This window comes from Paraniabella ginsengisoli (assembly GCF_022513635.1).
GTDB classification, from domain to species: Bacteria; Bacteroidota; Bacteroidia; order Chitinophagales; family Chitinophagaceae; genus Niabella; species Niabella ginsengisoli.
Genome location: NZ_JAKWBL010000001.1, coordinates 562,646 through 588,057, shown reverse-complemented (window position 1 = coordinate 588,057; position 25,412 = coordinate 562,646). Strand labels below are relative to the sequence as shown.

Annotated in this window: 27 protein-coding genes and 1 tRNA gene; 11 read left to right on the top strand and 17 right to left on the bottom strand. The window is 38.4% G+C overall.

Features of this window, described 5'->3' with window-relative positions:
* Positions 1-308 precede the first annotated feature (308 nt).
* From MKP09_RS03275 to MKP09_RS03245, 8 genes are all read right to left on the bottom strand, one after another.
* Positions 309-382 (bottom strand) — tRNA-Arg (locus MKP09_RS03275).
* Positions 383-431: 49 nt separating this feature from the next.
* Entirely contained in the window at positions 432-869 is a 438-nt protein-coding gene (locus MKP09_RS25315) for an orotidine 5'-phosphate decarboxylase / HUMPS family protein (protein ID WP_262915094.1), read from the bottom strand.
* 8 nt (positions 870-877) lie between these two features.
* Complete coding sequence (locus MKP09_RS25310) at positions 878-1,234, bottom strand: orotidine 5'-phosphate decarboxylase / HUMPS family protein (RefSeq protein WP_262915093.1); 357 nt, start codon at positions 1,232-1,234, stop codon at positions 878-880.
* A 301-nt stretch (positions 1,235-1,535) separates the two neighbouring features.
* Positions 1,536-2,480, bottom strand: a complete 945-nt coding sequence (locus tag MKP09_RS03265; protein ID WP_240826417.1) for an L-serine ammonia-lyase — start codon at positions 2,478-2,480, stop codon at positions 1,536-1,538.
* Complete coding sequence (locus MKP09_RS03260; RefSeq protein ID WP_240826416.1) at positions 2,423-2,965, bottom strand: serine dehydratase beta chain; 543 nt, start codon at positions 2,963-2,965, stop codon at positions 2,423-2,425. The genes MKP09_RS03265 and MKP09_RS03260 overlap by 58 nt, the downstream gene beginning before the upstream one ends.
* Before the next feature lie 112 nt (positions 2,966-3,077).
* Positions 3,078-3,560: an FKBP-type peptidyl-prolyl cis-trans isomerase gene (locus MKP09_RS03255; RefSeq protein ID WP_240826415.1), complete on the bottom strand. Its 483-nt coding sequence runs from the start codon at positions 3,558-3,560 to the stop codon at positions 3,078-3,080.
* 22 nt (positions 3,561-3,582) lie between these two features.
* Positions 3,583-4,098 carry an FKBP-type peptidyl-prolyl cis-trans isomerase gene (locus MKP09_RS03250; RefSeq protein ID WP_240826414.1) on the bottom strand — a complete coding sequence of 172 codons (516 nt, stop codon included), beginning with the start codon at positions 4,096-4,098 and terminating at the stop codon, positions 3,583-3,585.
* Between the two features lie 38 nt (positions 4,099-4,136).
* Positions 4,137-4,442, bottom strand: a complete 306-nt coding sequence (locus MKP09_RS03245; RefSeq protein ID WP_240826413.1) for a hypothetical protein — start codon at positions 4,440-4,442, stop codon at positions 4,137-4,139.
* A 54-nt stretch (positions 4,443-4,496) separates the two neighbouring features.
* Between MKP09_RS03245 and MKP09_RS03240 the strand changes: the two genes are divergently transcribed.
* Positions 4,497-5,390, top strand: coding sequence for a hypothetical protein (locus tag MKP09_RS03240; protein ID WP_240826412.1), 894 nt, complete (start codon positions 4,497-4,499; stop codon positions 5,388-5,390).
* Positions 5,391-5,861: 471 nt separating this feature from the next.
* Here MKP09_RS03240 and MKP09_RS03235 read toward each other — a convergent pair whose 3' ends face one another.
* Complete coding sequence (locus MKP09_RS03235) at positions 5,862-7,403, bottom strand: S41 family peptidase (RefSeq protein ID WP_240826411.1); 1,542 nt, start codon at positions 7,401-7,403, stop codon at positions 5,862-5,864.
* A 271-nt stretch (positions 7,404-7,674) separates the two neighbouring features.
* Between MKP09_RS03235 and MKP09_RS03230 the strand changes: the two genes are divergently transcribed.
* The 5 genes from MKP09_RS03230 to sucD all read left to right on the top strand — a co-directional run bounded on the left by MKP09_RS03230 (position 7,675) and on the right by sucD (position 12,750).
* Positions 7,675-9,138, top strand: coding sequence for a phosphate acyltransferase (locus MKP09_RS03230; protein WP_262915092.1), 1,464 nt, complete (start codon positions 7,675-7,677; stop codon positions 9,136-9,138).
* Positions 9,139-9,208: 70 nt separating this feature from the next.
* Positions 9,209-9,988, top strand: coding sequence for a phosphate acyltransferase (locus tag MKP09_RS03225; protein WP_262915234.1), 780 nt, complete (start codon positions 9,209-9,211; stop codon positions 9,986-9,988).
* A gap of 27 nt (positions 9,989-10,015) precedes the next feature.
* Positions 10,016-10,753, top strand: coding sequence for an MlaE family ABC transporter permease (locus MKP09_RS03220; protein WP_240826410.1), 738 nt, complete (start codon positions 10,016-10,018; stop codon positions 10,751-10,753).
* 158 nt (positions 10,754-10,911) lie between these two features.
* Complete coding sequence (locus tag MKP09_RS03215; protein ID WP_240826409.1) at positions 10,912-11,736, top strand: ABC transporter ATP-binding protein; 825 nt, start codon at positions 10,912-10,914, stop codon at positions 11,734-11,736.
* Between the two features lie 138 nt (positions 11,737-11,874).
* Positions 11,875-12,750, top strand: a complete 876-nt coding sequence (gene sucD / locus MKP09_RS03210; protein ID WP_240826408.1) for a succinate--CoA ligase subunit alpha — start codon at positions 11,875-11,877, stop codon at positions 12,748-12,750.
* Between the two features lie 425 nt (positions 12,751-13,175).
* Here sucD and MKP09_RS03205 read toward each other — a convergent pair whose 3' ends face one another.
* The 5 genes from MKP09_RS03205 to MKP09_RS28575 form a co-directional block, all read right to left on the bottom strand.
* Positions 13,176-13,682: a hypothetical protein gene (locus tag MKP09_RS03205; protein WP_240826407.1), complete on the bottom strand. Its 507-nt coding sequence runs from the start codon at positions 13,680-13,682 to the stop codon at positions 13,176-13,178.
* Positions 13,683-13,763: 81 nt separating this feature from the next.
* The gene (locus tag MKP09_RS03200; RefSeq protein WP_240826406.1) at positions 13,764-14,126 is read right to left on the bottom strand and encodes a TM2 domain-containing protein; all 363 of its coding nucleotides are present in this window, start codon (positions 14,124-14,126) and stop codon (positions 13,764-13,766) included.
* Positions 14,092-14,406 (bottom strand): DUF2752 domain-containing protein, encoded by a 315-nt coding sequence (locus MKP09_RS03195; protein ID WP_240826405.1) that lies wholly within the window; start codon positions 14,404-14,406, stop codon positions 14,092-14,094. Before MKP09_RS03195 ends, MKP09_RS03200 begins: the two co-directional genes overlap by 35 nt.
* A 288-nt stretch (positions 14,407-14,694) precedes the next feature.
* Positions 14,695-16,023: an ABC transporter permease gene (locus MKP09_RS03190; RefSeq protein ID WP_240826404.1), complete on the bottom strand. Its 1,329-nt coding sequence runs from the start codon at positions 16,021-16,023 to the stop codon at positions 14,695-14,697.
* Positions 16,024-16,077: 54 nt separating this feature from the next.
* On the bottom strand, positions 16,078-16,917 hold the full coding sequence (locus MKP09_RS28575) for an ABC transporter ATP-binding protein (protein WP_449586456.1): 840 nt from the start codon (positions 16,915-16,917) through the stop codon (positions 16,078-16,080).
* A gap of 488 nt (positions 16,918-17,405) precedes the next feature.
* Here MKP09_RS28575 and MKP09_RS03175 point away from each other — a divergent pair, with 488 nt between their 5' ends.
* Both MKP09_RS03175 and MKP09_RS03170 read left to right on the top strand, forming a co-directional pair.
* On the top strand, positions 17,406-18,395 hold the full coding sequence (locus MKP09_RS03175) for a zinc dependent phospholipase C family protein (RefSeq protein WP_240826403.1): 990 nt from the start codon (positions 17,406-17,408) through the stop codon (positions 18,393-18,395).
* A 131-nt stretch (positions 18,396-18,526) separates the two neighbouring features.
* Positions 18,527-19,024, top strand: a complete 498-nt coding sequence (locus tag MKP09_RS03170; protein WP_240826402.1) for a metallophosphoesterase family protein — start codon at positions 18,527-18,529, stop codon at positions 19,022-19,024.
* Between the two features lie 220 nt (positions 19,025-19,244).
* On the opposite strand, the gene MKP09_RS03165 is transcribed toward MKP09_RS03170, so the two are convergent.
* Positions 19,245-19,703, bottom strand: coding sequence for a hypothetical protein (locus MKP09_RS03165; RefSeq protein WP_240826401.1), 459 nt, complete (start codon positions 19,701-19,703; stop codon positions 19,245-19,247).
* 80 nt (positions 19,704-19,783) lie between these two features.
* Here MKP09_RS03165 and rpe point away from each other — a divergent pair, with 80 nt between their 5' ends.
* Complete coding sequence (rpe, locus tag MKP09_RS03160) at positions 19,784-20,431, top strand: ribulose-phosphate 3-epimerase (RefSeq protein WP_240826400.1); 648 nt, start codon at positions 19,784-19,786, stop codon at positions 20,429-20,431.
* Between the two features lie 131 nt (positions 20,432-20,562).
* Here the strand turns inward: rpe and MKP09_RS03155 are convergent, their stop codons facing one another.
* Positions 20,563-20,901 (bottom strand): DUF5684 domain-containing protein, encoded by a 339-nt coding sequence (locus MKP09_RS03155; protein ID WP_240826399.1) that lies wholly within the window; start codon positions 20,899-20,901, stop codon positions 20,563-20,565.
* A gap of 74 nt (positions 20,902-20,975) precedes the next feature.
* Positions 20,976-23,432: a DUF5686 and carboxypeptidase regulatory-like domain-containing protein gene (locus MKP09_RS03150; RefSeq protein ID WP_240826398.1), complete on the bottom strand. Its 2,457-nt coding sequence runs from the start codon at positions 23,430-23,432 to the stop codon at positions 20,976-20,978.
* 328 nt (positions 23,433-23,760) lie between these two features.
* On the opposite strand from MKP09_RS03150, the gene MKP09_RS03145 reads away from it, so the two are divergent.
* On the top strand, positions 23,761-24,744 hold the full coding sequence (locus tag MKP09_RS03145) for a PhoH family protein (protein ID WP_240826397.1): 984 nt from the start codon (positions 23,761-23,763) through the stop codon (positions 24,742-24,744).
* Positions 24,745-24,855: 111 nt separating this feature from the next.
* The gene (locus tag MKP09_RS03140) at positions 24,856-25,377 is read left to right on the top strand and encodes a YiiX/YebB-like N1pC/P60 family cysteine hydrolase (protein ID WP_240826396.1); all 522 of its coding nucleotides are present in this window, start codon (positions 24,856-24,858) and stop codon (positions 25,375-25,377) included.
* The last annotated feature ends 35 nt before the right edge of the window (positions 25,378-25,412 follow it).

The window sequence follows — 25,412 nt, the reverse complement described above, 5'->3', positions numbered from 1 at the left end:
TTATAAAACTTAATTGTAATTTTTACAAAAATTGTGAATATTTCTAACATTTTCTTAAAAAAGAAATATTATCAAAATAATTAATTCATTTATGGCCAATTTTAGATATCTTAATTTTTAACTTTGCAAATTATGACATTGCAAGATTTGCCGTACACGGCTTATAGTGTATGATATATAGCATAGCTTAAAATTGGCAAAGTTTGTCTGATCATGGTACATCGAAAAGCAGATATAATTAGTGAAGATTGTCTGCATTGTATCCATAAATAAAAAACACCTACTATTGTAAGTGTTGAATTTTATTGTGATCCGGATTGGATTCGAACCAATGACCTACTGCTTAGAAGGCAGTTGCTCTATCCAGCTGAGCTACCGGACCAACTCAGAAAACTATTTCTGAGGCGCAAATATAGATATTTTTTGACGAGCTATTTCAAATACTCCATCATTTCTTTCTGATACATCAATGCTTTTGCTCTGGCAGCTTCAGCAAAATCCTGTCCTCCCGAAGCAAAAATAATATCGCGGCTCACATTCACTAACAAACCACAATCAGCATTCATCGCCTTTTCCGAGATGTCTTTCAAACTGCCGCCTTGAGCACCCACACCCGGAACCAATAAAAAATGATTAGGAATTATTTGACGAATAGCCGTAAAAGAATCAGCCTGCGTAGCGCCAACTACAAACATTGTATTTTCATCCGTTCCCCATTGCGAAACCGTCTTTAATACTTTTTCATACAACATGCCATCTTCGCAAGACTGCAACTCAAAATCCGCTGCACCTTTGTTCGATGTAAGTCCCAATACAATTGCCCATTTCCCATCGTACTTCAAAAATGGCTGAACGCTATCGCTTCCCATATAAGGCGCTACGGTAACAGAATCAAAAGGTAGCGTTTCAAAAAAGCCTTGGCATATTGATCAGACGTATTCCCAATATCGCCGCGCTTGGCATCTGCAATTTTAAAATGATCATCACCAATATAGGTCACCGTTTGCTCCATTGCCTGCCAGCCGGCCACGCCTTGCGATTCATAAAAAGCTGTATTGATTTTATACGAAACGCACAAGTCTCTTGTCGCATCAATAATCGTTTTGTTAAATTCAACCACGCCATCCGGGTTCGCTCTTAAATGCTCCGGAATTTTTGCAATATCCGTATCAAGTCCAACACACAAATAAGATTTTCTGCTTTTAATCAATTGTATCAGTTCAGCTCTTGTCATCTTAAATTATATACGTTTTAATTTTTTTATTGAATCATCTATAAACAACTGGCATCTTCCTTGCCACGCTCGCTTGTACTGCAGCATATAAATCATCCTACCTATTCTCCGCAAATCAATGTACGAGTTAAGAATTACGATGTACGTTTTATGACATTGGCATTAATTAAACATGATTAAGATAAATGAAATATTCATTTCCTTCCTAATCACAAAATCAAATAAATCCAGGTTCAGACATCACATCGCATTATCATATCATCACATTAGCTAATCGGCTAATTATCCTTATCAACTTTCCCTAACATTCCGGCAAGCTCAACGGCACATTCACCGCCAATCCGCCATCTGCCGTTTCCTTATATTTAAAGTTCATATCCTGCGCGGTCTCCCACATTGTTTTAATTACTTCGTCCAAAGATACACGTGCAAAATCAGGCGTGCTTTGCAAAGCCAACTGACTTGCAGTTATAGCTTTGATAGCGCCCATGGTATTACGTTCTATACAGGGCACTTGTACCAGCCCACCGATTGGATCGCAGGTCATGCCCAAATGATGTTCCATCGCTATCTCGGCAGCCATTAACGCCTGCTTTTGCGAGCCGCCCATCGCTTCGGTAAGCGCAGCTGCCGCCATTGATGAGGATACGCCAATTTCTGCCTGGCATCCACCCATTGCTGCAGAAATCGTAGATTCCTTTTTAAAAATACTGCCAATTTCAGAAGCTGTCATCAAAAAGTTAATTACTTTTTCTTCGTCATTGTTGCCATTGCAAAAGATCATATAATAATGAAGTACGGCAGGAATCACGCCAGCCGATCCATTTGTTGGTGCAGTAACCACGCGCCCAAATGAGGCATTTTCCTCATTCACGGCCAAGGCAAAACAACTTACCCAATCCAGTGTATATTTAAAATTGTCACCGCCTTTTTTAATGGCAATGATCCACTCCTCATAATTGGAATAATTTAAATCGCCTAATAATTTTTTACTTAGGCTGGCTGCGCGCCGGCGAACATTTAGTCCGCCAGGCAAAATGCCCGTTGTGTGGCAACCTCTGTAAACACAATCTTTCATCACTTGCCAAACCTGTAACATTCCGTTTCTTATCTGGCTTTCGCTACGCCAGGCCTGTTCGTTTTCATACACAATTTCGTTGATCGCCAAGCCCGTTTTAATACACCATTTCAGCAAGTCATCTGCATCATTGATCGGAAAAGGTAAGCTAACAGAAGCGTCAGCCACCACAACTTCACCTTCTTTTTTACAAATCCGCCACCAATGGAATAATAGGTTTCTGCAATCGAATCGCCATTGACAAAAGAGGCCAGAAAACTTAGGCCATTGGAATGATAGGGCAATGTTTCGGTAAATAAAAACTCAATATCCTTCGATGGAGTAAATGTTATTTCATGTTCGCCAGCTAAAACAAGTTGCTCCGTTTGTGCGATCTTATTAATGGATGGCGTAATTTGTTCAACATCGAAGGTAACCGGATCGAAACCACACAAACCCAGTTGCACGGCAATGTCGGTACCATGTCCAATACCTGTTTTAGCCAGTGAACCATATAACAGGACTTTTAAATGAGTAACTTTCGAAAGCCTGTCCTGCGCTTTTAATTCATTTATAAAACGCTCTGCCGCACGCCATGGCCCTAATGTGTGGGAACTGGACGGGCCAACGCCAATCTTCAACATATCAAACACCGATATTGGCTCGTACTGCATTGCAACTTTTTATCTGGCAAACCTACATCAAATTCTCATGGATATATTCGATAAATCACAAAAAAATAAAAGGCCTGATAAAATCAAGCCTTTCAATTTATTTTGGATACATCTAATGCACTTTTACAAGCTCAATATAGAAATATAAAGATTGGTTTTGCAAAGGATGGTATGCGCATCCGTAAGCTAAAGATGAAGGGATAATTAACTTGATCTTTCCGCCCTCCTTTATTTTGGGAATGCCAATCGTCCATCCTTCAATAACGCCGTTTAACTGAAACTGAGTTCCTCCGGGGTCTCTTACATAAGATGAATCAAATCCTTTCCCATCCAAAGTACGGCCAACATATTTTGCTGTAACAGTGCTGTTTGATGTGGGTGAAGCACCTGTACCCGGGTCAATAATTTGATACAAAAGGCCACTTGCATCCTGCATGGTACTAATAGCACTATCTGTAGCAAATTTTGTCATTGCAGGCATATCTTCTTCTAATGTCTTAGCTACACAAGGCTTGTAGTCATCATCATTCTTTAAGCAGCCAATTATACCAAAAACACTCGTTGCCACAAAAAGCAACAATAAAATTTTTTTCATAAGAAAATTTATTGCTATTTAGTTATTGCTTCACGTCTGTCAATGATACATCGTAAATTATTTGTGAATTAGAAGGTATAACATTTCCGTTCTCAGCTCTTCCTTCGTTACAGTTTAATCCATTATTTCGAGATGGAACAATTATTTTAAGAGACCCTCCTTCTCGTAATTTGCGTAAAGAATAGGCGATGATAAAATTATTATAATATCTAACACTATTTGTCGCAGTAGTAACATCAGCAGCTAAAATCTCCGAACCTGATAATAACTTTGCAGTCATTTTGAACGCCACTAAAGAATCGAGATTGGGCATTGACCCAGTACCTTCGCTAATTATTTGCACATAAATCTGGCCTGTATCAGTAGCATCCCATGTAAGATTCAAATCGTTTTCAAAAGCAAAGGAATCTATAATAGCCCTATCCCTTTCCAATGAATTAGGTGTACATCTTACAACATCATCTTCATTTTTTAAACATGCAGTTAAAGCTAAAGCCGTTACAACGGCCATCATTGGCAACCAAAAACTTTTTTTCATTCTTACTTTTTTAAAATTTCTAAAGTGGTTAAAAAGGTCTATTTTCTATTAATCAACTCTTTGTAGCGGGTTTCGTTGATATCCCACTTGTGGTAAGACGAGAACACCCCGGTAAACGCAACAATAATTATTCCAGCTATTAATAAAATTATAAAAAGCGACGGATCTGCATTGGCTATCATGGAAGCACGTTTATACCAACCACTCATAAAGTTCAGTAAAATGGCGATCATTAAAACCATTCCAGCGGGTAGTCCTAACAGAATTCTTCTAAAAAGGCGTTTCTTTTTAGTACGGTTCACCTCCCAATATTTTATAAAGGCCTCCTCTTCCTTTGTGTACATGCGGCAAAATTAAGTTCTTTAGCCTGTTTTGATAATACCAGTAAAAAAATTATATTGCGAACTCATCATAATCAATTGTTTGTGAAATTAGCACCTATCCTAACTCAATATCTTACAGCAAACAAAACATTAAGCTTACCTGGCTTAGGAACTTTTCATGCAGATAGCGCTTACGATCCGGAGGTGGATTATAGTAAAAAAGGAACATCTTTGCTCAGCATCAGGTTTGAACAAGAGAAAATAAGCGAGGTGGATGATGATCTGGTCGAATATGTCTCTACGCAAACAGGGAAAATGAAGGTACTGGCTAAGTCTGACCTGATGTCTGAACTGGATGCGGTGATCAACTTTCTCAATACAGGCAAACCCTATTTTATTAGTGGCATTGGCACGGTAACTAAAAAATCTGATGGAACCCTGGAGTTTCATAAAGAAAAATATCAGCAAACAGAAAGAAGAAAGGCGGCGCCTATTACCGAAAAAAATTTCATACCACAAGCCTATATTGATGAAACGAGAAAACCCAGAAGGACAAGGCCAGCAGCTATTATAACAATATTATGTCTGCTCGCTATTGCCGCAACGGTTTGGTTTTATGTAAAAAATTCGGATGACAATGCTGGTGCAATTGAAGAATCTACAGCGCACAATGATGGTGCTGTTACAGATAGCGCACAATCGCCCCGGCCCAGCTCTACATCCTTAAATCCACAATCGGCAGCAGATAAACCAGCTTCTTATAAGTATATTTTAGAGATCACCCGCGAACCTCGCGCATCCAAACGATTCAGTCAACTTAAAAACATTAACTGGCCGGTTGAAATAGAAACGGCGGACTCTGTCAATTACGCATTGTTTATTAAGCTACCAGCCGCGAATGCCGACACAACAAAAGTGAAAGACTCTCTAAGTGTGCTTTCCGGAAGAAGGGTTTGGATTGAGAGATAATCAGAACTACTATTTTATCTTGAGGTTAAATAAGTACAACGCTTAGTGTAAAATATTGGTCTGAATATAATTCCAAATGAAGACATCTTACTTTTTTATACTTTCTGTATTCCTATTTTTTCTTGCGCATCGTCGCAAAATATTTTCATTGAGGAAGCAGAAAAGAAAATAGAGAAATTAAGTTTACTGCTCAACCTAAAACCCAAACAGTCGCAGCAACTTCTAAAAGTTGAATCAAAATATTTATCTCAAAAAAAGCATTTGAAGATACTATTGATAAGGATCCAGATTTTGACATTAATAAAATTCTAGAAAAAAGAAATAAGGGTTATAAAAAAGTTTTAAGTCACGAACAGTTTATCAAATTTCAGGCTATTGAAAAAAATCACTTTAAAAATGTACGTTTCCGTATTCAGAAAGATTAGTAGGTAAACAGTTGCCATCGTTTAAATGGCAATCATAAATACTTTCTTAATCATTTGAAATATTTCGATCCATACTCTTCATAAGTAATTTCTGTACACCTTCCTTTTGTTGAGGTGGTGTAAATAAAACCGCTCTTTTTAAGCGCTCAGTATGAGGGCTAAACAGTTCTGCATTTTTGAAAGCGTATACGCTCCTTTTAGCATTCCTTTGCACTTTTGCCTGAGCTGACATTCCTGTAATTAAAGAAATTGCTTTGTTTAATAAATAATCATCGGTATCTCCAATTGGCTTCCATTCTGAAGGATTGTGTTCAATACTAGTAACGGGGTAATCAGGTGCTAAATACCCGGGATTCTCAAAATCGTTATTATTCTTATCGCTATATTTTAATACTATGGGTTGCATAGCCCAGTTTTGTAACAAAGACTTTTCGCTGTTTGTCAAATCACTTTCGTCATATACCGGCACTGCACGATTATAATCATTTTGACGGTAATTATTAAAGGCATGTATTGTCCACGAACCTGTAAATTTACCACCAGTATTGCTTCCAATATGAATTACCTTCATATATGGTTTCAAACAAAAAGTAAGATATTCCGAAGCAGAATAAGAATTGCCGGTTGCAATAATATAAACCGTGTTTAGATTCAGGTTTACATTTAAAGGATTTTCTGTTCCGGAATTAATAAAATGGTCTTTTCGCGATATATCCCCGTCGTCAAAAACTTTATTTACGAAACTGTTGTAGTTTAAAATTGAAAACACCGACTTGCTTTCAACAACCGATCGGGGAGCAAATAATGATGCCAGATAAACAGCAGCATCGCCATCGCCACCCGGATTATAACGCAGATCAATAATCAAATCGGTTATTCCATCAGATCTAAACTTCTGAAAGGCTTCGTATAGTTTATTATTATAATTACCAATAAATTCTGTATAAAATAAATAACCAATTTTCTTTCCACCATATTCAGGTTCATCTTTAAAAACCGTTTCAAAAAAGACGGGATTTGTTTGTATTGTTACAGGAGTCATGCTAATATTTCTCGGATTAGCAAAATTTTGATCATAAACAGTTGCATTAATCGTATTAACAGAAAACAATAAATCCCTATAATTATCGTCATTTAAAGTTGTGCCATTAATTTTATTTATCACGTTGCCTCTAACTATTCCCGCTTGTGCAGCTGGCGTATTAGGATAAACATAATTTACTAAGGCAACAATATCGTTTGAGGTTTCAGATATATAATATAAGCCCAAACCCCAACCGTAATCTTTAGGAGTTCCGGCAAAACCATTCATCAATGCGTCCACATCATCTGTAATCCAGGACCAGCCCTGCCTTGCATCAAGCGGGTTAAGCAAGGACTTAAAATATACTGCCGGATTTCTTGCACTATCAGCGGTAGGTTTTTTATCTTTCATTCCGTCTGCCCACAAATAATAGGTTGACATGCCATCATATACAAACTGAGAAACCAGAGATTCGTCATTGTGAATAATATCATCATCATCACGATCGCAGGAGGCGAAAAGAAGTGTTGCAGAAATAAGCAGCAGCGTTATACTTTTATTCATAAGTTGTGTTTATGCCAGCCCGAATGACCTGCCGGACTGAAAATTGATGAGTACCTTTATTAATTATTGTCTGTCTCATTGAACCTGGTTTCGCCCAATAGCATTGTCTTAAAAACCAAAATTCTTATGGCTCGTTTAATAGATAGAACTAATTAGTTTTAGAAAATAAGCTGCCAGCAAAGATAAACAATGATATATTTCAATTTAAAATAATCTTTTTGACAGTTATCGCAAATTACTTTACTTTTCGCTTGATTTTTAATCCTTGCTTATGTCTAAAAACGAACTTAGAAAAGAACAGGCCCTGGAGTACCATGCAAAAGGTCGCCCGGGTAAAATTGAAGTAGTTCCTACAAAAGAAGCCAAAACCCAAAGAGACTTGTCTCTTGCTTATTCTCCAGGTGTGGCTATTCCTTGTCTCGAAATTGCAGAGAATGTTGAAAACGTTTATAAATATACCGCCAAAGGAAACCTGGTGGCCGTAATCAGCAATGGTACTGCGGTGTTGGGCTTAGGCGATATTGGTCCGGAAGCGGGGAAACCTGTAATGGAAGGCAAAGGGGTTTTATTTAAAATCTTCGCTGACATTGATGTGTTTGATATTGAGGTGAATGAAAAAGACCCGGTAAAATTTGTAGAAATTGTACAGGCTTTAGAACCGACTTTTGGCGGCATCAACCTGGAAGATATAAAAGCTCCGGGATGTTTTTATATAGAACGGGAATTGAAGAAGCGCCTGAAAATACCGGTAATGCACGATGACCAGCATGGCACAGCGATCATTAGCGCAGCGGCATTATTGAATGCTCTTGAAATTCAAAAGAAAAAGATTGAGAAAGCAAAGTTTGTGGTAAATGGCGCTGGTGCGGCAGCTATGGCTTGTGTTTTATTATATCAGCAAATGGGCGCCAACCCTGAAAACTTTATCATGTTTGACAGCAAGGGTGCTTTGCATAAAGGCCGCACTGGGCTGGACGAAATTAAAGCGCCATTCGCCATAGCAGAAAAAGATGTGTCGCTGGCTGATGCTTTAAAAGGCGCCGACGTATTTATCGGATTAAGTGCTGCCAATGTGTTGAACGGGGAAATGGTGAAGAGCATGGCTAAAAACCCGATCGTTTTTGCGATGGCAAATCCTGATCCTGAAATCTCATGGGAAGAAGCAACATCTGCGCGTAAAGATGTGATCATGGCAACCGGCCGAAGCGATTATCCCAACCAGGTAAATAATGTACTGGGATTCCCATATATTTTTAGAGGAGCGCTTGATGTAAGAGCCACCCAGATCAATACTGAAATGCAACTTGCTGCCGTAAAAGCATTGGCCGAGTTGACCAAAACACCAGTGCCGGATATTGTAAACCTGGCGTACAACCAGCAGAATATGCACTTTGGACCGGAGTATATTATTCCAAAACCAGTTGACCCACGCCTGCTTTCTACAGTAGCACCGGCGGTAGCAAAAGCCGCTATTGAAACAGGAGTAGCCAGAATCAACATTGAAAACTGGGAACAATATGAGCATGATTTAAATAAACGGCTGGGGCTCGATAATCATGTTTTGAGGGTGTTGGGTAATAAAGCCAGAAACGCGCCCAAACGTATTGTATTTGCCGAAGGCGAGAACATCAATATTTTGAAAGCCGCACAGATTGTGTTAGATGAAGGCATTGGTTTTCCTACACTTTTGGGTGATGTAAAAAAATACGCGCGCTGGCAGAAGATCATAAAATAGATATCAGCGATATGCCGCTGATTGATCCGCGCAGCGATGATGCCAAAGAAAAAGAGAAGGATATGTAGACCTGTTTTATAAGAAAAGATCGCGGAAAGGATATACCAAGCATGAGGCTGGAAAATTATTGGAAGATCGCAACCACTTTGGCTGTATGATGGTAGAATGTAATGATGTGGATTGTATGATTTCGGGCTTGACCAAAAGATATTCAGACGCTATAAGACCGGCATTGCAAATAATTGGCACCGAAGAGGGCGTAAAGAAAGTGGCCGGCATGTATCTTATTATGACACCGAAAGGGCCTTTGTTTTTGGCAGATACAACTGTTAATATTAACCCCACGGCGGAAGAACTTGCTGAGATTGTTTTGCTTACTGTGAAAGAAGTTACAGCCTTTAATATAACTCCAAGAGTTGCTATGCTTAGCTATTCAAATTTTGGAAGCAGCAATACACCAGAAGCACAATTGGTGTCGAAAGCGCGGGAACTGGTAAAACAGAAAGACCCTTCGATAATAGTGGATGGAGAAATGCAGGCCAATGTAGCACTTAACAATAATTTGTTAAAGGAAATGTATCCATTTAGCGAATTAGTGGAAAAAGAGGTGAACACCTTAATCTTCCCTAATTTAGCATCAGGAAATATTACTTATAACATTTTAAAGGAAATAGGATCGCATGATGTAATCGGGCCAATACTTTTAGGACTGAAAAAACCGGTACATTTGTTGCAATTAGGAAGCACGGTAAACAACATTGTGAATATGGCTTTAATTGCGGTTACAGACGCTCAGATAAAATCAGCTGCAATTGAAAAAGAGAAAAAGGCTTCTGGGAAAAAACAATAACTATTTCCACATAAATTAATTTCATTCTTGAAAATATTAAAAGAATTCGGGCAGTATATTAAAATGTTCAGGGGCATGTTTCGCATGCCGGAAAACAAAGCTATGTACTGGAAGCAATTTATGCTTCAATGTAACGATATCGGTATAGGTTCGTTAGGTATCATCTGTATCATTTCAGTATTCATTGGTGCGGTATCAACTGTGCAAACAGCTTACCAATTAGTGTCGCCTATTATTCCAAAAACAACTATTGCACAAATTGTAAGGGATACCGTAATACTTGAATTTGCACCAACGCTAAGTTGTATTGTATTGGCCGGTGTTGTTGGCAGTAAAATAGCCAGTGAGCTGGGTAATATGCGCGTGAGCGAACAAATAGATGCGCTAGAGATTATGGGTATTAATACAAAGGCTTATTTAATATTACCCAAAATTTTGGCAGGTGTTTTAACTATACCCTTGCTGATCATACTGGCGATGGTACTGGGTATTTGGGGAGGCCGCCTGGCTGGCTCAGCTGCCGGCATTATTGATCCTTCCATTTATGATAATGGTTTACTAATGGGCTTTAGTGGTTATAACGTGTTTTTCGCCCTTACAAAAAGTTTTGTATTTGCGTTTATTATAACAAGTGTTCCTTCTTTTTACGGCTACCATGTAAAAGGTGGGGCATTAGAAATCGGGCATTCTAGCACAAGAGCGGTGGTAGTATCCTGCGTATTGCTTTTACTGGCCGATTATATATTATCAGCGTTGCTGTTGTAACAAAGAGAATATGTAGGATAAGAAATGCACAGGTGTTGAAGAGTGCGACGCAACGAAGCTGAATCCTGTTTATTGCTGATTAAATAATTAAAACTCATTACTTCAAACCGAAGTACGATGATCGAAATAAAAAATCTTAAAAAAGTTTTGGCGATAAGGTGGTGCTGAAGGAAGTAAGCGCTGTCATGGATCCGGGCAAATGTAACCTCATTATTGGAGCCAGCGGAAGTGGGAAAACTGTGTTAATGAAATGTATTGTGGGGCTGATGCCACCTTCTGAAGGAGAAGTTATTTATAATGACAGAAACTATATTACCATGTCGCTGGAAGAAAGAAAAGCGATCCGAAAAGAGATCGGTATGCTATTCCAGGGGTCCGCTTTATTTGATAGCCAAACGGTTGAGCAAAATGTAATCTTCCCGCTGGACATGTTTACTACCGACAAATATTCAGTAAAGAGAGACAGGGTAAAGGAAGTATTGGACCGCGTAAAACTAAGCGAGGATGCTTATAAAAAATTCCCTTCAGAAATAAGCGGCGGTATGCAAAAACGTGTAGCGCTGGCAAGGGCAATCGTTTTGAATCCAAAGTATCTTTTTTGCGATGAGCCTAATTCTGGCCTTGACCCTAAAACCTCGATCGTAATTGACAAATTGATAAAAGAGATTACCGAAGAATACAAGACAACCACTATTATGAACACCCACGATATGAATAGTGTGATGGAAATCGGAGATCATATTGTGTACATGCACAACGGGGAAAAAGAATGGGAAGGTACCAACAAAGAGATTATATACAGCGATAATGAAAAGCTAAACGAATTCATTTTCGCGTCCAACTTTTTGCAGGACGCCAAAAACATGAGGATGATACAGGAAACCGGGGAAATTCCCAATGATGTCCACTCTGACGTTCGTGATGCACTGGAAGATAAGTTCAATACAGATATGGATGGTGATGGCACCATCGGAACAAAGTAATATTTTGTTAACCAGCTTTTCTGCATATAGCATCGCTATTGCGTCGCACTCTTCAACTTTTCTGCACGAATCAGCAAAAAATTATTTATTAGCATGTTGGTTTCCTTACTTTTGTAACCAATCAGAAAAAACTATAAAATGGCAGTATTAGTAAATAAAGATTCTAAAATTTTAGTACAGGGCTTTACAGGTACAGAAGGTACTTTTCACGCAACACAGATGATTGAATATGGAACTAATGTAGTTGGCGGTGTTACTCCTAATAAAGGCGGAACTACACACCTTGACAGGCCCGTGTTTAATACTGTGGCTGATTGTGTTAAAGAAACGGAAGCTAATGTAAGCATCATATTTGTACCTCCTGCATTTGCAGCTGATGCAATAATGGAAGCAACAGATGCCGGGATTGAACTGGTGGTTTGTATTACTGAAGGCATTCCCGTTCAGGATATGGTAAGAGTAAAAAATTATTTACAAGGCACTACAACAAGATTGATCGGGCCAAACTGCCCCGGTGTAATTACTGCCGGCGAATGTAAAGTAGGTATTATGCCAGGCTTTGTTTTCAAGCAAGGACGCATAGGTATTGTTAGCAAATCTGGTACGCTTACTTACGAAGCTGCAGACCAGGTAGCTAAAGCAGGCCTGGGAATAAGCACAGCAATTGGTATTGGCGGTGATCCAATTATTGGCACACCTACCAAAGAAGCTGTTGAGTTATTAATGAATGATCCTGAAACTGATGCCATTGTAATGATTGGTGAAATTGGTGGTGGCATGGAAGCGGAAGCAGCCAACTGGATAAAAGCGACTGGCAACAAAAAGCCGGTAGTTGGTTTTATTGCCGGACAAACAGCGCCTCCCGGCCGTAGAATGGGACATGCCGGAGCGATTGTTGGCGGAGCAGATGATACTGCAGAAGCTAAAATGAAAATCATGAGCGAATGCGGTATTCATGTGGTAAGCAGCCCCGCTGATATTGGTAAAACTATGGCGGAAGTGTTGAAGAAGTAAGTAGGGAATAGTGAGTAGCGAGTAGGGAAAATTTAAGTTTTAAATATTAAAGATCCTTCGATGAATAATCGGAGGATTTTTTTGTCTGAACCATTACTCAGGCATGAACTAAAATATCGCCTCGGTTCGTGCGGACACCATAGCCGTCAGCTTAATTTTTATTCTTTGTATTGGAGTTCTTTTATACACTCCATCCTTTCTTGTGCGTTTTAGCTTACATTTTTTATCATTGAGGCTATTAGTTTGTTTAATGCTTGTTTAAACACCTGCTATCTATTATTATTTTCGCTGATCGTGTACAAAGTTTTTTACATAGATGCTGTTAAAATTACCACTATGGTGAGGATGCGAAGCGAGGCTGAGCGGTAATTCAATTTATGCAAAAAGCCACAGCACTTTAAATCGAGTCTGAATGTTCTTTAGGCCTAATAAAAATATTCTTTGTTTTTTCCGTCAATGCTATGTTTTATTTTTTGTCCCATCCCGGATGTCACATATCCCGAAACTGTTTCGTTTTTCCGTTGTCCCTGAGACAGGTAATCAATACTTAATAAACAGTCTCGTGTTATTTTTACCCAAACGGTTTTAGATTGTCCTGCTTCCATTTTCTCTATTTGTCCGCCGCCACACCCAATAATATTTACATCTGTCAATAATGTTTGAGTCGAATTTGTTAGCTCTATTCTCATTACGTTTAATAAAGTAAGCGTTGCCCCAAAATAAATAGCGACTACCGGAATATTAAGAAGCATTAGTCCGCAAGTACGTAACAATTGGTTTCTATTTATTTTATCGGAATAGGCTTTTAGTAAAATTCGAAAGAAAACAATAATATTTACAAGTGCTGCTAATGCAATGAAACCGTAGCCCACAAAAAGCAAAACAGAAAATGAAGTAATATAATAGAAGATAAATATCAAGGTTCCTACCAAAAAGAAACCATAGCTGTTCGCTTCCCCAATTGTATGTGTTGCTCCGCAGTCATTACTATGATGGTTTTAAATTTCTTGATTTTATCTAAAAACTGCAGTCGCCATATTTGCTGACTCGTAAGCCATCTTCATATTGTAATCCCAGGTCAGTTTTTTGATATTGATCAGATCAACAATAGTTCCGATAAAGCATAGTCCGAATGTGAAAACATATAATATACCAAGCCCAATATCACCTTTAACAAATCTGTGTATCCCTGCAATAAATACAAAGCCAATCAAGGCCAATACCAACATTAGGGTTTTATCTTTTCTTTTTCCTGAATAAACAGAAAGGAAAGTTTGTTGTTGTTGTTCGCTCATGCTCTGGCCTAGCTTTATAAGTGTGGCCATTTCATCATATTCCATATCAGGAAACATTCTTAATAGTTGTTGCTGATCCATAGTTGTTTGTTTTGTTGATTATATAAATTGACTTGCAGCTTTGATAAAATAATATCATCGTTGCCGGAATTCCTAAAATATGCGCCTGTGTTGCTTTTGCAAATTCAAAATGTAAAGTATGATGAATAGCATGCCCCAATCCACAACCCGGACACCAGCTTGCGCCCAGGTTTTTTAAGATACAAAATGAGTTGCTGCTACCCAGATCCATTATTCCCAGTAAGATCAATGCCCCGTTCCAGAGGATCACTTCGCTATACTTTTGTAAAAAACGGATCATTTACTTTGTTTGAATTATAAAGTAAAGTTAATCCAAACCAACGCTGATGAAATAATAGTAATCGGTAAAAGGTATTTTGGAAGCGGTGAAGGAAGCGAGTTTAAGGTTGAGAAGTTTGTAAGGGCGAACATTCCCTTAAACTTAGGGGTGTGAATTAAATAAATTAAGTACACTATGCTGTTCGAAGCGTTTCCCGCTCTAACGCTTATGTTATCAGCTCCAGACGATAAGTTGATCAATTTACATCGACACGACTCTTATCAACCTGTGAACTTGTCAACTAACCACCTATTTTCTCATCGCCCATTTGATCATCTCCTTCCAGGTTGGTTTTTTGCCATACATCAAAATACCTGTGCGATATATTTTCCCTGAAAACCAAACCATAAATAAGAAACTTAGAACTAAAGAAATCATACTTAGCGACAATTGCCAGTAAGGTACGGTGCCGGGTACGCCATAAGCAACCCGCGCCATCATTACAATGGGCGATGTGAATGGGATAATGCTTGTCCATACGGCAACCGGACTGGTAGGATCTTTCATGGCAATGGTGAGCATGAAGATGGCGAAAATGATGATCATAGTAATAGGAAAAGACAGGGATTGTGCTTCGCGAATATCTTCGTTCACGGCACTTCCTACTGCCGCATAAATAGACGAATAAAAGAAAAAACCACCTAAAAAGTAAAATGCAAACAGCGATAAAATCAATGGCATATTTACACTCGTAAACACTTTTTGCACACCACCCACCACTTCACTCATTGATGAGGAGTTCACGTCTACCGCGGCTTTGCTGGCATTGTAAATAATAAATACAAATGCAACCCATAATAGAAACTGAGTTAAAGCTACCAATGCGATGCCAACGATTTTGCCCAGCATTAATTGAAAAGGCTTTACGGAAGAAACCATCACTTCAGCAATGCGATTAGTTTTTTCTTCCATCACACCCATCATTACCTGCGAACCATAAATCAATAAAATAAAATAAACAAGAAACCCTGCCACATAACCAATGATCATTGCAAAACCGCCATCCGCATTTTTATCTTTCAGGTTTTCGGCAGATATCTCTAAATGGCTTTCAGAAAGGGTTTGGCGTTTTTGAACATCAATGTTCAGATCTTCATACTTAATATCATTCCATATTGAATTGAGTTTTGATCTCACTTCAGACACAGCACCCAACGTGCGGTTAGATTTTATAGAAATATTATTACCAGCCTCACTAACCATTGTATTTGCCGGAATCACAACATAAGCGTCATACCCACGTGATTCAAAGTTTTTTGAAAGTGCTTCCGGAGTTTCCTGCACCAGCGTAAGAATGTTCGATTGATCGCTTTCGTTTGCCTGGGCTATTTTTTCTGTAGTAAATTTTTTTGAAGAATCTATCACCGCAATTTTTAACTGGGTAGAAGATTTAGCGCCAATGTAAGAAGTACCAAATATCAGTCCCAGGTATAAAATAGGAAACAGCAATGTGGAAATAATAAAGGTTTTCTTTTTAACGCGTGTTGAATATTCTCGCTGTATAATTAAAAAGTCTTGTTCATTTGTATTTGAATTAATGCTATACTGAAATGATCTGTAAATAAAGGAGTCTGTCATCTACCATCAGTCAACCCCGCCCGTACCGAACGGGTACGTTCGGGCGGGTGTCATCTACTCAATTATCAATTTCCTGAAACCTGCGCGCCAGCGGCGTTCCATGCACTTGGCGGATAAAAATATCGTTAAGGCTCGGTAATATTTCATTGAACGATTCGATAGCGCTTCCGTTGGAAAGCAGGTATTGCAAAATGTCGTTATTGCTTTTCCCTTCTTTTTCTGAATAATAATATTGTCTGCCGATTGGGACTGAATCGTAAATATGTCATTATCCGCAATCACGCCATTATTATCGACAAAGGAGATTTTATACAAATGCTCTTTAAAATCTTGCTTCACCTGGTCAACCGTGCCGTCTAATATTTTTTGTCCTTTGTTCACCAACACAATATGATCACAAATTTCTTCTACCTGCTCCATTCGGTGTGTGCTGAAAATAATGGTGGCTCCGCTTTTAGCAAGATTAAAAATCTCATCCTTGATCAAATTACTGTTAACGGGATCCAACCCGCTGAAAGGCTCATCCAGTATAATGAGCTTGGGATTGTGCAACACTGTTGTTACAAACTGTAATTTCTGTTGCATACCTTTCGAAAGGTCTTCAACTTTTTTGTTCCACCAGCTTTCCATTTCAAAGCGTTCAAACCATTGTTTGATTTTTTCGGTAGCGTCTTTTTTGGCAAGTCCTTTTAAGCGCGCCAGGTAAAGCGTTTGTTCACCGATCTTCATCTTCTTATATAATCCACGCTCTTCAGGCATGTATCCAATTTTGGCAATATCGTTGGCAGGGTCAAACGGTTTTCCATCAAAAATGATAGATCCGCTATCCGGATAAAAAATGCCGGTTATCATTCTGATCAGCGTTGTTTTGCCTGCACCATTTGGTCCAAGCAACCCAAAAATCTGGCCCTGTTCAATACTGAGGCTAATATCATCAACAGCTTTTTGAGTGGCAAAATATTTTTTAGATTGTTTACTTCAAGTAGCGGCATATCTTATTGTTTGGTGATGTTGGTTTTGCGCAAAGATAGTTGGTAAGTTGATAGATTGACCGGGATAAATCAGGCCGGATATTTTTTTGAATCATCAGTCAATATGAATCATCGATTTTGCGACGCTCCCTTCAGCAGAAGGTATATATATGCTCCTGCATAAACGACAATAATAGTTGACAAGTTTACAAGTTAAAAAGTTTACAGGAACAGACAGAAATTTGAAGCCTGCAATTTTTAACATGTTAATTTTTCAACTCCTCAACTTTTCATTGCTTATTCCCCACCCACTTTATAGTTAATTTATCTTTATCATTTAACAGGCCATGAACCATCATCCATAAACTATGAACTTAATTCCCCAACTTTGCATTTTATTTTCCAAAATATATGAACAGAAAAAACGTTTCTCTCTTTACCGTTTTGATATTGGCGATCATTTTATGCTCCAGCTGGGGATTTTTAGTACATCGTACAATAGCACAATTAGCCATTTATGAATTACCAAAGCCCATGCAGGCTTTCTTTTTTACTAACAAAGATTCGTTGGTGTATGGCGCGCCACGGCCAGATTTGAGACGTACAAAAGATGAGTCTGAAGGAAGCAAACATTATATGGATATGGAAGCATTCGGGTCCGATGCATTTGAAGTTGTGCCACATGATTTTAAACCGGCGGTTGAAAAATACACATTAGATACGCTTCAGAAATATGGAACATTGCCCTATGTTGTTATCGAATATTTAGATAAGCTTACAGAAGCTTTTCGTTCTAAAAGTGCGGACAGCATTGTATTTTATGCGGCTGATTTAAGCCATTATGTTGCCGATGCTCATGTGCCACTTCATACATCTATTAATTATGACGGACAGCTTACGGGGCAAAATGGCATTCATGATCTTTGGGAAACTACGGTGCCTGAAGTTGAAATCATGAACTATCATTTAAGCAGCCGTCATAAAGCAAAATATCTTCAGTCCCCGTCTGATGAAATATGGAAGATCATCGAGCACACTTTTTCATTGTTGCCGGAAATGTTTGAAAAGGAAAAAGAAGTATCAAAAAATTTCACTGATGCTACCAAATATCGATGGGAAGTGCGTTGGGGAAAGAACAGACGATTTTATACAAGCGAATTTGCGAAGCAATATTCTAAGGCGTTACAATCATCCATCAACGATCAATTGATCGCCTCATCCGATGCATTAGCCGACTTTTGGTACACAGCCTGGGTAAATGCGGGCAAGCCAGATTTGAATAAATTATTATCCAAAAAATATAATAAGCAGGCTTTTAAAGCCGAGCAAAAAGCGTTTCGCAAAAATCAATTAATTAAAAAGAAGCTGTTGATCTCTACTCAAAAAATGACGAAGGATTAGGATGAAGTCAGTAAGACCGAAAAGTCGGTAAGTCCGGAAGATTTACTCCAATAGTTTTTAATGCATTCCCTGTCTTCCCGTCTTTCCGACTTCCTGTCTTTCCGACTTTCCAACTTTCCGACTATCTCCTCATGACCCGCATCGGCCTCATATCAGACACACATGGTTTTTTAGATGAAAACGTGTTTAAGCATTTTGATAAATGTGATGAGATCTGGCATGCCGGTGATTTTGGTAGTGCAGCCATTATCGATCAGTTAAAAGCTTTCAAACCGCTGCGCGGTGTTTATGGAAATATTGACGGCGCAAATATTCGTAGCGAGTTTGGCGAGGTTTTAACTTTCAATATTGAATCTGTCAAAATAATGATGAAACATATTGGCGGTTATCCACCAAAGTATAATACTGAAACCAAAAAACAGATCATTGCTGCAAAGCCACAGCTTTTTATCAGCGGCCATTCGCACATATTGAAAGTGATATATGATGATGCTTTACAATGCCTGCATATGAATCCTGGCGCAGCCGGAAAGCATGGCTGGCAAAAGGTCAGAACGCTTATCAGGTTTGCGATAGACGGAGCTAACTTTAAAGATTGTGAAGTTGTTGAGTTGGGGAAGAAAAGTTGACGGGTGATAGTTGACCGATGACAGAACTGTTATTTGATTGTATTTTAATTGTTGAATAGAGAACGGAACGCTGAAAGGAGCGTCGCAAGAAAGATCCCATAAGCACTACAGATTGGCTCATAAAAAATAGAACGTAAAAGTCAAGCTGTTTAATGACAGAGGAAAGTACGCACATTGTACTTTCCTCTGTCATCTGTCAACTATAGTCTGTCATCTCAACTTAAAACCAACCTCTGCCTTGCCCCACTTCTCTGAAAGGCCAAGGAATTGAAGCCAGCATTATAATAAACGAGATAACGTAAAATAAAACTGTTTTACGATGCTTGGTTGCATCAGGAATGTTCTTTTTAGAAAAGGATCGGCCAACGTGTACGAGTGCAATCGCTATGATCATACCAAGTATATGTTCCACAGCAAAGAATCTGTAAACAGGCGCTTTCATAATATCGCCCATTGGCATTTGTTGAAAAAGTTTTAAACCGAATGTCCCGGTAAACCATTGTACAAGGCCAATCAGAAAATTAATATCGCAGCAGATCATTAATAATAATCCGGCTGTAGCATGGCCTTTGGTAAAAGGTTTATTGCGCGCACCAAGGCTTTTAAAAATAGCTACTAAAAATAATAATACGATGGCCCAGCGCAAAAAACTGTGTAAATGTAACAATCCGGTTTGCATAGTTTCGAGATTTATGTATGCGAAAATAGGAAATTTAAGTTGGTAAAGTTTTACTTTGCAATACTAAAAACCTAATATTTATGACATTGATTGCTCCTTCTTTATTGGCCGCTGACTTTTTAAAACTACAATCTGAGTGTGAAATGATCAACAGTAGCGCAGCAGATTGGTTGCACCTTGATGTTATGGATGGAGCGTTCGTGCCTAACATCAGCTTTGGCCCAATGGTGATCGAGTTTGTACATAAAATTGTAAACAAGCCATGCGATGTTCATTTAATGATAGAGCAGCCCGGCCGCTATGCGCAGGAATTTAAAAATGCAGGAGCCGATCATTTAACTATACATATTGAAGCCTGCCCGATGCTGCATCAGGATATCAGTCAAATCAAATCGCTAGGTATGAAAGCCGGTGTGGCTGTGAATCCACATACGCCTGTTTCTTTTTTGAGCGATATTTTGCATGAGATTGATATTGTAAATCTGATGAGTGTCAATCCTGGCTTCGGCGGACAAAAATTTATTCCTTATACACTTGAAAAAATAAAGCAGCTGAAGCAAATGATCAGAGAACGTAATTTAAATGTGTTGATAGAAATTGATGGGGGCGTAACCATTGAAAACGCAAAAGAAATCATCGATGCAGGCGCGGATGTATTGATTGCCGGAAGCACGGTATTTAAAGCCGATGATCCGATTAGCGTTATCGAAAAATTAAAAGCTATCTGATTTTAAAGCCGCCAAATGATTTGGCGGCTTTGTAGAAAATATTTTTATTAATTAAAATTGTTGGAGTTGCTCAAATTCAAATTGACTTTTATCTCCATAAGCATCAAACGCATTTGAGTCTCCAAAAGGGCCTAAATACCTGGCATCACCAAAGGCAAGTATAGGAAAAAAATAAACCAAAGAAAGTATAACCCTGCTGTAAAACCTTCAGCCTTACCAAAACTTTTTGAAAGCATGTTTAGCCCCCATATTCCAAAAACTATATTTATATAAGGTATACATAATAGTATTACCCACCACCATGGTTTACCAATAATTTTTGTAAATATATATATGTTGTAAATAGGTATTATGGCCTCCCATCCTTCGTAATCTGCTTTTTGATAAATTTTCCAAAGACTGGCAATAAATAGTATAAAAATTGCCAAAAAAGGGATTAGAAATGCCATTTGAAGGAAAGAGTTGTCCATAAGTTTTGATTTTATTTTTTAAGATTACCAAATTTATGAAAAACAACCATTATTAAATCAACCAGTTATTTTTTTTATCTCCATCTATTCCCAAATGTATCCCAACTGGTAATACCTATTTTAAATTGCAATGGTGACTGGAATTGATTGGCAAATGCACTTGAAGCATAAACGCCGATTTTAACTTTCTGAAAGTTTTGAAAGGGTAATTTAAAAACTCGCTCAACTCCGGCAAAAGCTTCGGCGTATCTCAGATTTCGTTCAGGTGCTATTAAAAAGCCAGCGCCTGCTACTTCTCGCAAACCTATTTTTTTGAATAGAGGAATTTTATTGAGAATCGCCCCGTTAAATTCATGAAAATAATGCCCTTCGTAAAATCTTTTAAAAACAGCGAAAGTAGAATCCATCGATTGAAAAGCCTCATTAGGATTCATAAATAAAATAGGGTCACCGCGTCGTTGCCACTTATAGTCTATCAGCCTTACATCTTTTGTATTTAAAAAACTTCCGGTTTTTATAGTGTATTGTGCATTGCCAACAAGCCCCATTCTTAAATGCTGGCGAATACCAAACTCGTTATAATCAAAATTCACATCGCTGCCCAACAAACGCGGAATACCCTTACGCCATTGTGTATAAAAAGTTGGCCATTTAGGTTCTAAAATAATCTTTTCTAACGGCTCGCGTATATAAGGTTGAAAAGGAGTATAACTGATTTCGACATCCCCATACAAAGCGTTATATGGCTCAAAAGATGGGGCATTTCCCGTCGGTTCCTGTAATACTTCCTGGAATGCTGAGTCTACTATACTGTAAGTTTTATAATCAGCCAGACTTCTTCTCAGTGACATACTAAAATTAGCTTTAATAAATAACCCGTTAATGATCTCCCGGCTCCAGCCGCCGCCTATCGCATTATCCAGGTAATAATTACTTCTTTTTAACTGGTTAATCCAGGCATCACCCGAAAATATGGCGACAAAATCCCTTGTAAAGTTGATGCTGTAAGAGCCTTGGTTAAAAGGATTATACTTTCTTGTTAATCGTATGCTACCGTTGATGTCTCTGTTCAAATAGCCGTAGCTAATATTAGTATTTAGTGAAATCGTTTTTCTAAGGCTATCGGTTTTATAGAACATCAACGGAAGTTGTGTTCTGAATCCGCCGAAACTAAATGCAATAGTGGATGCCATTGAAGGAAGAATATATCGTATTCCTTTTTCATGGTAGCTCAGGGTTTGTCCCTTGTACAAAATATTTTTCCAGTTGGCTTTGTTGGTTACTTTATCAATAGAATCTTTGTAAGCTTTACTGTTTATAACGGCTCGTACACTATCTGTGTATTGTATAAGTTTTACTTCCTTTTCACTTAAAGGCTCTGTTCTTACCGATGACCAAAATGTACTGTCTCTAAGATAGGCTTCGCGTGTAGCAGCACTCACTTCAGGTCCGAAATATTTCTTATCGAATTTTTTGTTCAATTCAAAATCTTTGAATGTAACGCTTGTTGTGCCAAACGCTTTTCGCTTTTTAGTATTTGAATAATAGGTGAATACCTGTTTAGTAAGCATCCATGCTGCATTGTCTACAAAATCGTAGCTCTGTTCTACTTCAAAAAAATCATACTCCGGAAGATGATATTTAGGAAAAGACAATTTTGTTTTAAGTATCACCCACGCGCTATCATCAATAACAATTTCTCCGGTTACTGTTGCGTTGCTAAGACTGCCCGGCTTTATGCCAATTGTATAAATATGATGATTGCCCTTCTTTTCAATTTTCAAAGTTTTGTATTTATACGCGAGCAATCCGCTATAACTTATTGGCGACAGGAATGGGGTTACAGATAAAGCAGGAACTTTTACTAGGTTATCATAAAAGTTGAAACGCCCTTGTGTAGTTGATAAGTAAAAAAGGTTAGACGTATTGCCCCTTTTGGTTACGCCTGTTCGTTCTTCTTTAAATCTTGTTGCTGATTCATAGTCCAGCCGCAAATAAATTTCACTCATTGAAAGTGGCGGTGGAAGCGGCTTTCGGTTAATGCTATCTTTTATAATTTCTTTTTTCTTCCGTTTTTTTGAAGTTATAGAATCTTCTTGCACAGCTTTTATATAAACATTGCAGCTGAATGCACCAGATGCGGATTGTATCGCATCTTTATTTCTTATTACCTGCCTTATATATTCTTCGGCTTTATCTTTTGAACGACTTATTACAGTTACATTTGATAAATTATTATCCATCTCTTCCATAATAATGGAATGTTCTATACTCTGTTTATTAACTACAACCTTAATGCTTCTTGTTCTATAGCCGATCATCGAAACGATCACTTCATAAATACCACTGTTGACTTCAAAACTATAACTACCGTCCTCTTTAGTAAGAATGCCTGTTCGACTGCCTTTTAACTGCATGCTTGCAAATGCTAATGGTTCAAGCCTGGTATTAGTAATCTTGCCATGCAAGCGGTATTGTGCAGCTGCATATTGACAACAAGGCAGCAATAAACTAAACAGCAGAAGTTTCATCCGTATATTTTTTTGGCTTGCAGTTTACCTGCGATTCTCTGTAGATATAATAATTAGCGTATTACAATATATCCTTTTTACGAAAAACTATCACGTTCATTTGTGGATGCAAAAATGATTGGAAGATTCTTTCGCGAATTATAAGTATTTCCTAATTAAAAAACATTTAACACAATTCACATTTGTTAATAAGTTATATGCTGTTCTTTTGTTTTGAAAAAAGTATATTTGGATTAGAAGGGCAGGCATGCTGCGTAAATGTTCAGCGTGACGAGGTATAAGCCGGTTAGCCCTTTGCCGGTAGCCTTAATGATAAACTTTAATTGAATTGACAGAAACAATTATTAACCTGGAAACCGTTAACCCCCTTGATTTTTTTGGCGTTAACAATGCTAAGCTCGACATCCTCAAAAAGAAATTCCCATTACTTAAAATTCTTTCACGTGGCACGCAATTAAAACTGAGCGGCTCGCCCGAACAGATAAAAGCAGCTACTGAAAAAATAAATCTTGCTATTTCTTATCTCGAAAGAAATGGCAGCATGAGTAATAATTATTTCGATCAGATTTTGGGTGGTGACGATGCCGAAGTAATAGACAACTTCATGGAACGTAATCCCAATGAAGTATTAGTGTTTGGACCCAATGGTAAAAGTGTTCGCGCCAGAACGGCCAATCAAAAGCGACTGGTGCAGGAAGCTGAAAAGAATGACGTAGTGTTTGCTATAGGCCCTGCAGGAACTGGTAAAACTTACACGGCAGTAGCGCTAGCTGTGCGTGCTCTAAAGAACAAACAGGTAAAGAAAATTATTTTAACAAGGCCTGCGGTAGAAGCCGGCGAAAGCCTTGGTTTCTTACCTGGCGATTTAAAGGAAAAGATCGATCCTTATTTAAGACCGTTGTATGATGCGCTGGATGACATGATCCCAGCGGATAAGCTAGGCTATTTTATGACAACGCGTACCATTGAAATTGCGCCACTGGCCTACATGCGTGGGCGTACATTAGACAACGCCTTTATTATTTTGGATGAAGCGCAAAACGCTACCGACTTACAGTTGAAAATGTTCCTGACGCGTATTGGAGCCAATGCCAAGGCAATTATTACCGGTGATATGACGCAGGTAGACTTACCTAAAAATCAACGTAGTGGCTTAAAGACAGCAACTCGGATTCTGAGGAATATTTCCGGCATCGGATATATTGAACTGGATGAAGAAGATGTTGTAAGACACAGGCTTGTTAAAGCCATCATTAAGGCCTATAATGCCGAACATGAGCAGCAAAGCACAGAAAGAGAAGCTTCAAGATAAAAGAGGTAAAATCCATTTTACCTTTCAAGGTATCCGTCTAGGCGGATGCCTTTTTCTTTTTGCCTATTCTCGTCCTGTGATCATAGCGACAACAAAGAATTTTATGGAAAGATGGATCAGGCGAAAGCACTTTTGAAAAGCGGTGATATTATTGTGCGCGATGGAAACGATGAAGTAAGCGAAGCCGCCAGGAATTTTAACCGAAAGGATAAATCCTATTCTCATTGCGGCATTATCCAGATAGAACATGATACTGTTTTTGTCTATCATGCATTGGGCGGCAGTTTCAATCCATCTCAAAAATTATTAAGGCAGCCACTGAATATATTTTGCCACCCGAAAGAGGTGAACAAATTTGCTGTATTCAGATACGAGTTAGATATAGATGAAGATATAAGATTAAGCGATTGGATACATCGCAGCTACGTTGAAGGTTTGCCATTTGATCTGTTTTTTAATTTTTATACTGATGATAAAATGTATTGTAGCGAATTTGTATTTAAGGCCATAAACACCGCTACTAACGGCGCTTTGAATAAATATTTGCAGAAAGAAGGTGGAGTCTTGTATGTAACGATTGATGATTTGTATTTGAATGAAGGAGCGAAAGAAGTAGTTGAGGTTGGGTTTTAGAATAAACGCCGATTATTTTTTCAGTGTAAGCAGAT